Consider the following 7,634-nt stretch of genomic DNA (forward strand, 5'->3'; position numbering starts at 1 on the left):
TTCGGTTGCCATGTCGAACGCTTCGACCTGTTGAAGTCCGATGGAACGGTCGTCAGCTGTTCTGCATCGATGAATTCAAAATTGTTTGCCGCGACAATCGGAGGGCTTGGACTAACAGGCATCATCCTTTCTGCCAGCATCAGATTGATGAAAGTGAATTCGCTTGATGTGGTTGAGTGCGTAACGCCGTTTGCAAGCCTTGCCGAATATTTCGAAATGGCGCCGCGGGCCGACAATGACAATGAATATGCCGTTGCCTGGGTCGATCAGTTGAGTTCAGGGAGACGCGCAGGACGCGGCGTTCTTCTCACAGGAAATCATGCAGACAATGGAAATTTTGAGGCCACAACGGAGAAATCAAGATTGGGCGTGCCTTTCAAGCTTCCCATATCGGCACTGAATTATCCCAGCCTCAAATTGTTCAACGCGGCCTACTTTCATTTCAAAGGCCATAAACGAGAACCTCATCTCAGCACCTATCAGACCTTCTTCTATCCACTCGACAGTGTCTCGAACTGGAATCGGCTTTACGGAAGGACCGGGCTTTACCAACATCAAAGCGTCATTCCGGAAGATGCCGCTTCAGCAGTAATTCCGCAGATGCTGGCCGCCACGCGTGAAGCGGGACAAAGCTCATTCTTGACGGTGCTCAAACGCTTCGGAGATGTCGCTTCACCCGGGACCCTGTCTTTTCCGCGGGCGGGCTACACGTTGACGGTTGATTTTCCCAATCGCGGAGCGCGCACGTTGGCGCTGCTGGAGCGCCTCGACAGTATGACGATCGATGCGGACGGGCGGGTTAATCCCTACAAGGACCAACGCATGAGTTCCGCAGTGTTCAAAGCCGGATTTCCGGGGTGGCAAGAGTTGGAGAAGGAGCGGGATCCCGCATTCAACTCCAATTTTTGGGCGCGAACTGCACTGGCAGGTGGAACTGCTTGATGCATCAAATTTTAACAATGTGCTTGGGGTCTTTTCAACGCAGCTTTGCTATGCACTCGACGAACTAGGGGGCCGTTCCGTCATGACAAAATACATTCCATTTATCCTGTTCACCGTCATGACCAATGCGGCGGCGCAAGTCATGCTGAAATACGGCATGATAACGCTGGGGCCGATCAGCTTCAGCGCCGATACGATTATCCAGCGAATATTCCAGATCATTTTCAACCCTTGGGTTTTCGCCGGATTGACGATGTTTGTTATCTCCATGGCCTCACATCTTTATGTGCTTTCCAAGGTCGATCTATCCTTCGCCTACCCGTTCCTCAGTCTGGCTTATGTGGCCGTCGCACTGTTCGCCTGGGCAGTGTTCAAGGAGGAACTCGGAACGTTCAAGATTGCGGGCATCGCCTTCATCATGATCGGAACCATTCTGATCGCCCAGAGCGGACGTCACGAAACGCCCGGCGAGCAAACGCCACCAGCTTCCACAACATCCTCGTAAGTGAGTTGAGTAAATGAGACACGTTATTTTTGGTGGCGACGGTTTCGTCGGGCGGCATCTGGCTCCGAAGCTGATTGCCGGGGGAGAGGAAGTCGTTGTGGCGGACATCGCCAAGAGCGATCTGTCCCACTATGGCGATGTGACATTCGTCAAATGCGATGTGACCGAACCGAATTCCATCGCCGCGGTCGGTATCAAGGCCGACGACATGATCTACAACCTGTCAGCCAAGATGCTTTCGCCGTTGCAGGTGCGGGCGAAGCGGCATGATTTCTTCTTTCCGGTCAATTACTTCGGTACAGAGAACATTATCAAGGCGATGGACAAGGCGGGTGCCAGGAAGCTCGTGCACTATACGACCGACATGATCTATGGCCACACCTATGCCTGGCCCCAGACCGAAGACCACCCGGCGGCGCCGCTTGGTGAGTATGGAATGTCGAAATTGAAAACCGAGGAACTGGCAGCAGAATGGCGCATGCGCGGAATGAATATCTCCCTGTTTCGCCCACGCCTGATCATTGGGCCGGGCCGACTTGGTATCCTCGAAAAGTTGTTCAAATTGGTCGATTACAACCTGCCGGTACCGATGATTGGCTCCGGCAAGAACCCTTATCAGTTCATTTCAGTGTTCGATTGTGCCGAAGCGGCACGTGTGGCATGGAAGGCTGGCGTGCCAAATGAGGCATACAACCTCGGCTCACTGAATCCGCCGCCTGTTCGCAAACTGCTCGGCGACCTGGTGAAATTCGCAGGATCGAGATCGATCCTGCTACCAACACCCGCCTGGGCGTTAAAACGCACACTCGACTTCTTCGACTGGATGAACAAGCCGATCATGGATCCGGAACAATATCTGATTGCGGACGAAATGTGCGTACTCGACGTGTCGAAAGCGGAGCGTCAATTGGGCTGGATACCGCAATATCGCGATGAGGATATGCTGATTGCAGCATATAAGGAATATCGCAATATCAAAGACGGCAAAGCCGTGCAGCAACCATCGTCGATGGCGGTGGAATAACGGGGAATGGCGATGAACAAGGTTACAGCACAGCACGAGGCGGTCCAGGGACTTATAGGAAAGCCAGATCTGCTCACGGTCGAAGAAGCCAAGGCCATGACGCTGCCGCGCATGACCGAACTTTTCACCAGGCATCTCAATCCCGGCCAGCTGCATTTCATGAAGCTTCTCGGTTTCCATAAGGTGAAAATCGATCGAGCGGAAGGCATGTTTTACTACGATCAAAACGGCCGCGCCATTCTCGATTTCTTTGGCGGCTTCGGATCTCTTGCTTTCGGCCATAATCACCCGCGGATTGTCGGGGCGCGCAAGAAATTCCAGGATGAACAGCGTCAGGAAATAGCCATTGCCTTCATGTCGCAATATGCGTCCGCCCTGGCACACAACCTTGCCGCTTGCTCTCCTGGCGATCTCGACATGGTGTTCCTCGGATCGTCCGGATCGGAGGCAATGGAGGCGGCAATAAAGGTTGCCGAGCGCGCCGCCGGCCCAAAAAAACCCAAGATCGTTTATGCCGAGAATTCATTCCATGGCAAAACCAAGGGCGTTCTCTCCATTACCGATGGAGGGCTCTATCGCGGTGAGTTCAAACTGGTGGAAAATACGGTTCGTGTTCCTTTTGGCGATATTGATGCCGTTGAGAGTGCTTTCCGCTCCGATCCCGAAATCGGCGTCATTGTACTGGAAACCATTCAGGGCGGTGGCGGTATCATTCAAGCGCCGAAGGAGTACTGGCAAAAGCTGCGCGCGCTGTGCGATCAGTATGGCGTGCTTTGGGTTGCCGATGAGGTCCAGTGTGGCTTTGGGCGCTCGGGCCGGTTTTATGCTTTCGAACATGCGGGTGTTGTGCCCGATGTGACCGCCTTGGCCAAATCGTTGGGCGGCGGCAAGGCGGCTGTCGGCGCGATGATCGCCCGGCGCGAGGTTTATATGAAAGCCTATGGCACACCAAAGACGGCTATGATCCACGCCATGGCCACATTTGGCGGGATTGGCGAAGCCTGTGTCACTTCAATCGAAGCGATGAATATTCTCTACGACGAACATCTGATCGATAACGCCGCAGCAACTGGCGACTATCTGTTGCAAAAGCTCGAAGAGCTGAAAGTCAAATATCCGACGATGATCAAGGATGTGCGTGGCAAGGGCCTGATGGTCGGTCTCGAATTCCACGATTTCTMCAAGACGGTGCCAATGGTGTTGCGCCCCGTTCTTGCCGTACTGGATGATAAGCTGAAGGGATCGCTTCCGGGCTTTATCGGCAGCCACCTCTTGCGCGATCATGGCGTGCTGGTCGCATTCACCGAGTACAATCGAAATGTCATTCGTCTGGAACCGCCACTGATTTGCGGCCGGGAACACGTGGACGCATTCATCGAAGCGCTCGATGAAGTCCTGTCACGCGGTATCGTTCGAATCGTAAAAGACTTCGTCAAAGCGCAGGTAAAGTAAAATCAGAATTCCAGGAGAGCCGGGCTTTGGTCCGGCTTTCTGCTGTCAGGATYGGCCGGAAAGTTTGATCCCTGGCCTCAGCAACAGGTCCCAGCAATCATCGAGCTTCACGACGATCCGGTCTGCCAAGGCTTTTTCATAGATACGCTGCAGGGAAAGCCGCGCGCTGGTTGTCGGGCAGGACGGGCGCAAGACGCCGTCCGTCTGGCGCAGAGAGGTTTCTTCCGCTTCTGTCAGATCACCGACAGTGCGGAATGGGTCGGCACCAATCTGAACATTTCGGGTTGCGTCGCGATCGAGTATCCACGGAAACGGATTGACGAAATCCAGTGTCATCAAACTGTTCAGATGGACGCCGTTCTGGCTTTCGAACTGCTTGAGCGCTTTGACAGCACGATCGGCGGAGACCACCCAAAACATCTGGTAGTCGAGTTCGGAATAGAGCTGCCAACTCGGCAGTTGTCCCGCCTCCGCCAGTTGGCGGTACGCCCCGGCATTAGTGGCGTAGTGGGATTCCAGCAGGTTCACCCGTTCCATGATATCTTTGCGAGTGGAAACGAGGCCCATCGTTTTTACATCGGTGACTGGCGCTGTCACGTAGGTCGGCGCCACAGCGACAAAGCGTAGAGTGCCCTGCATAACCTTGGTGATCGTTGGGATCGCGGTAAATGCGACGAGACAATAGACAATCAGCCGGCGTCTTTCGGACAATTTCGGTGTTTTGCGCAGCACCGCCAGAAGAACCGGCCAGAGGAAGATGAATTCCTGGCTGCCGGTATTCTGCGTCTCAAGGAATATGCCAGCGACCAGCGTCATGCCGATCCATAGCCAATCGCGATCCAGCAGCGCCGCGACATTCGCTGTTGTCGGTTTTTTGCGAAGAGTGCGCCAACGGTCCGAAAGAGGACTCCAGTCCAGCCAGAACAGGAAAAGTATCAGACCTGCCGCGGCAAGGATGACGTCGAGTTTGATTGAAAAAACAGTCAGAAAGCGAGGCAGAAGTAGGCCCTCGTTTAACCTGACCAGCGCTGCAATGCTCTCGACATAGGCAGACACCATTCCATGATTGAACTCGGGTACCAGAAGCGCCACGGCGAAGATGCATAACCCCAGCAATACATAGCGCCACAGGAGACGGCCTGAGAGGATCGCATAGAGACCGATCAGTCCGCCTGCCAAAAAACCGGTTACCTTGGTGAAAAACAGTGCAAGCATCGTTAGTGCTGTGATGATGGCGAGCTTTCGGCCATTCGGCAAGAAAACCAATGCACTGACGAGAACATAGAGCAGCAGGGAGGTGTGGCGATTGTAAATGCCGAAACCGTTGACGCCGGGATAGGAATGAAAGCTCTGTGTGTTGGTCGGGCACAGCGCAAAAACAAGAAATGGAACAAGGATCGCAAAGGCGATCTTTCGGTTCTCTTTATCGATTTCTGCAAGAATGATTGACATCAAAGGTGCGGCAGTAATCAGCACGGACCATTGCGCGATCAACGTAGGCTGGCCGCCGGGGAAAAGTTTCTGAAGCCAGTAGAATTGATAGTATTCTAGGGCGCCGACGGGTGCGAGAAAATCCACAGCCGGCACCTGGCCAAGTTTTATGCGCTGGGCTGCATCGAGATAGATATAGGTATCCCAGTACATCGGGCCGATTGGGATGACCAAGGGCAGCGACAAGAGAACGACAAGGACCACCAGAACAAGCGCGAGCAACACCAATGGTGAGAACATTTGTGCTGAAGTTCTGGAGGAGCTTCTGGAAATATCCGGCATTCGACTTCGACTCAGGTTCCGCAGCGGGTGACACTATCCTTAGAGCTTTAATCCTCCACATTGCGTTAAACGCCTCCCGAAATTTGTCGAGTGCTCCTATAAAATACGGCCTGTTTACCAGGCGTCGCGGCGTGTTTTCGCCATGTCGCAAACAGGCCTTAGCGATGGACATGCGAAACGCCATAGTGCAAAAAATTGTTGGAGCCGTTCCGGCCATCGATCGATACCAAAGGACAGAGTGAAATGAAGACTGAGGCGCGTGTTGTCGTTATCGGCGGTGGGGTAGTAGGTGTGTCGACACTCTATCATCTTGCCAAGAAGGGCTGGAGTGATGTTGTCCTGATTGAGCGCAAGGAACTGACATCCGGTTCGACCTGGCATGCTGCCGGGCTTTTGCCATTGTTCAATATGAGCTATTCGGTTGGCCAGATTCATAAATATTCGGTCAAATTCTATCAAGAACTACAAGAAGAGACCGGCATGAATGTCGGCTTCACCAATTGCAGCAATATTCGCCTTGCTCGCACGAAGGATCGCTGGGACGAATACATGTATTATGCGGGCGTGGCCGAAACGATCGGCGTTCCGGTTAAGCTCCTGACGCCAGAGCAGGTCAAGGAGATCTGGCCGCTTGCCGAGATCGACGGCATTATTGGCGCAATCCAGCATCCGGAAGACGGTTATATCCAGCCGGCGGATCTAACGCAGGCGCTTGCCAAGGGTGCGCGCGATCGCGGCGCAACCATATACCGCTATACGACCGTGCTCGGCATCGAACAACTGCCGTCCGGCCAATGGCTGGTAAAGACCGATAAGGGTGACATCACCGCGGAACATGTGGTGTCCGCAACCGGCAACTTTGCCCGCAAGACCGGCAAAATGGTCGGCCTCGATGTGCCGGTTATTCCCGTCGAACATCAGTATATCGTGACCGAGCCACACCCGGCAATTCTTGAGCGCAAGGCAAAAGGCTTGCCCGAAATGGGTGTCTTACGCGAAAGCGACAGTTCCTGGTATATGCGCGAGGAAAATGGCGGCTTGCTGCTTGGGCCATACGAGCGGGGTGCCCCCGTCTGTTACGTCGATGGCCCTTCGGATGCCAGCGAATACGAATTGTTCCAGGAGGACCTCGACCGCCTCGAACCGCATATCGAAACCGCGATTGCGCGTGTCCCGGCATTTGGTGAAGTTGGCATCAAGAAGGTCTATAATGGCGCTATCGCCTATACCCCCGATGGCTCGCCGATCATTGGACCTGCGCCACGCCTCAAAAACTTCTGGTTGAATGAAGGACACTCCTTTGGTGTCACCGCTGCCGGCGGTGCCGGTTGGCAGCTGGCCGAATGGATCGTCGAGGGAGAACCGTCTATCGATATGATGGGCGTCGATCCACGCCGCTTTGGGCCTTATGCGACGGAAGGTTACCTGAAAGAAAAGAATGAAGAGGCCTACGCCGAGGTTTTCTCGGTCCATTACCCAGACGAGGAGCGAGGTGCTGCCCGGCCGTTAAAGCGTTCGCCTTCCTATGATCGCCAGAAGCAACTCGGTGCCGTGTTCGGAACCGTTTATGGCTGGGAGCGCGCCAATTGGTTTGCACCGCAAGGTTATGGGCTCGACGTTGCCAAACTCGACAAGCCAGATGTGTTGATGAATCACAACCATCCGAGACCTGATGCTGACGGCAAGGTCAAGGAGCTCTGGTCGTTCCGGCGTTCCAACTATTTCGAACATGTCGGTCATGAGATCAAAAATGTGACGAACAATGTCGGTCTTTTAGACATGTCGGCTTTCGCCAAGATGGAAGTATCCGGACCAGGTGCCCGCGCTTGGCTCGACTCGATCCTGGCTAATCGCATTCCGAAAAAGCAGGGCCGCATCGCGCTTTGCCATCTCTTGACCCCATTTGGCGGGGTTCGTTCGGAATTCACAGTCTATGAG

General features: G+C 54.1%; 6 protein-coding genes. 5 read left to right on the forward strand and 1 reads right to left on the reverse strand.

The features are described from left to right. From ACXJ5O_RS14490 to ACXJ5O_RS14505, 4 genes are all read left to right on the forward strand, one after another. On the forward strand, window positions 1-942 hold a 942-nt coding region (locus tag ACXJ5O_RS14490; RefSeq protein WP_457300496.1), incomplete at its 5' end, for an FAD-binding protein. Between the two features lie 82 nt (window positions 943-1,024). Continuing rightward, the gene (locus ACXJ5O_RS14495) at window positions 1,025-1,447 is read left to right on the forward strand and encodes an EamA family transporter (RefSeq protein ID WP_112528718.1); all 423 of its coding nucleotides are present in this window, start codon (window positions 1,025-1,027) and stop codon (window positions 1,445-1,447) included. A 13-nt stretch (window positions 1,448-1,460) separates the two neighbouring features. Continuing rightward, window positions 1,461-2,471 carry an NAD-dependent epimerase/dehydratase family protein gene (locus ACXJ5O_RS14500; RefSeq protein WP_457300497.1) on the forward strand — a complete coding sequence of 337 codons (1,011 nt, stop codon included), beginning with the start codon at window positions 1,461-1,463 and terminating at the stop codon, window positions 2,469-2,471. 12 nt (window positions 2,472-2,483) lie between these two features. Then, the gene (locus ACXJ5O_RS14505) at window positions 2,484-3,923 is read left to right on the forward strand and encodes an aspartate aminotransferase family protein (RefSeq protein ID WP_457300498.1); all 1,440 of its coding nucleotides are present in this window, start codon (window positions 2,484-2,486) and stop codon (window positions 3,921-3,923) included. Between the two features lie 45 nt (window positions 3,924-3,968). On the opposite strand, the gene ACXJ5O_RS14510 is transcribed toward ACXJ5O_RS14505, so the two are convergent. Then, a complete protein-coding gene (locus ACXJ5O_RS14510) occupies window positions 3,969-5,696 on the reverse strand; it encodes a hypothetical protein (protein WP_457300499.1) in 1,728 nt (575 codons plus the stop codon). A gap of 243 nt (window positions 5,697-5,939) precedes the next feature. Between ACXJ5O_RS14510 and ACXJ5O_RS14515 the strand changes: the two genes are divergently transcribed. Next, a partial coding sequence (locus ACXJ5O_RS14515) for an FAD-dependent oxidoreductase (RefSeq protein WP_457300500.1) occupies window positions 5,940-7,634 on the forward strand: 1,695 nt, incomplete at its 3' end.

The sequence above is a fragment of the Phyllobacterium sp. P5_D12 genome, assembly GCF_054049495.1.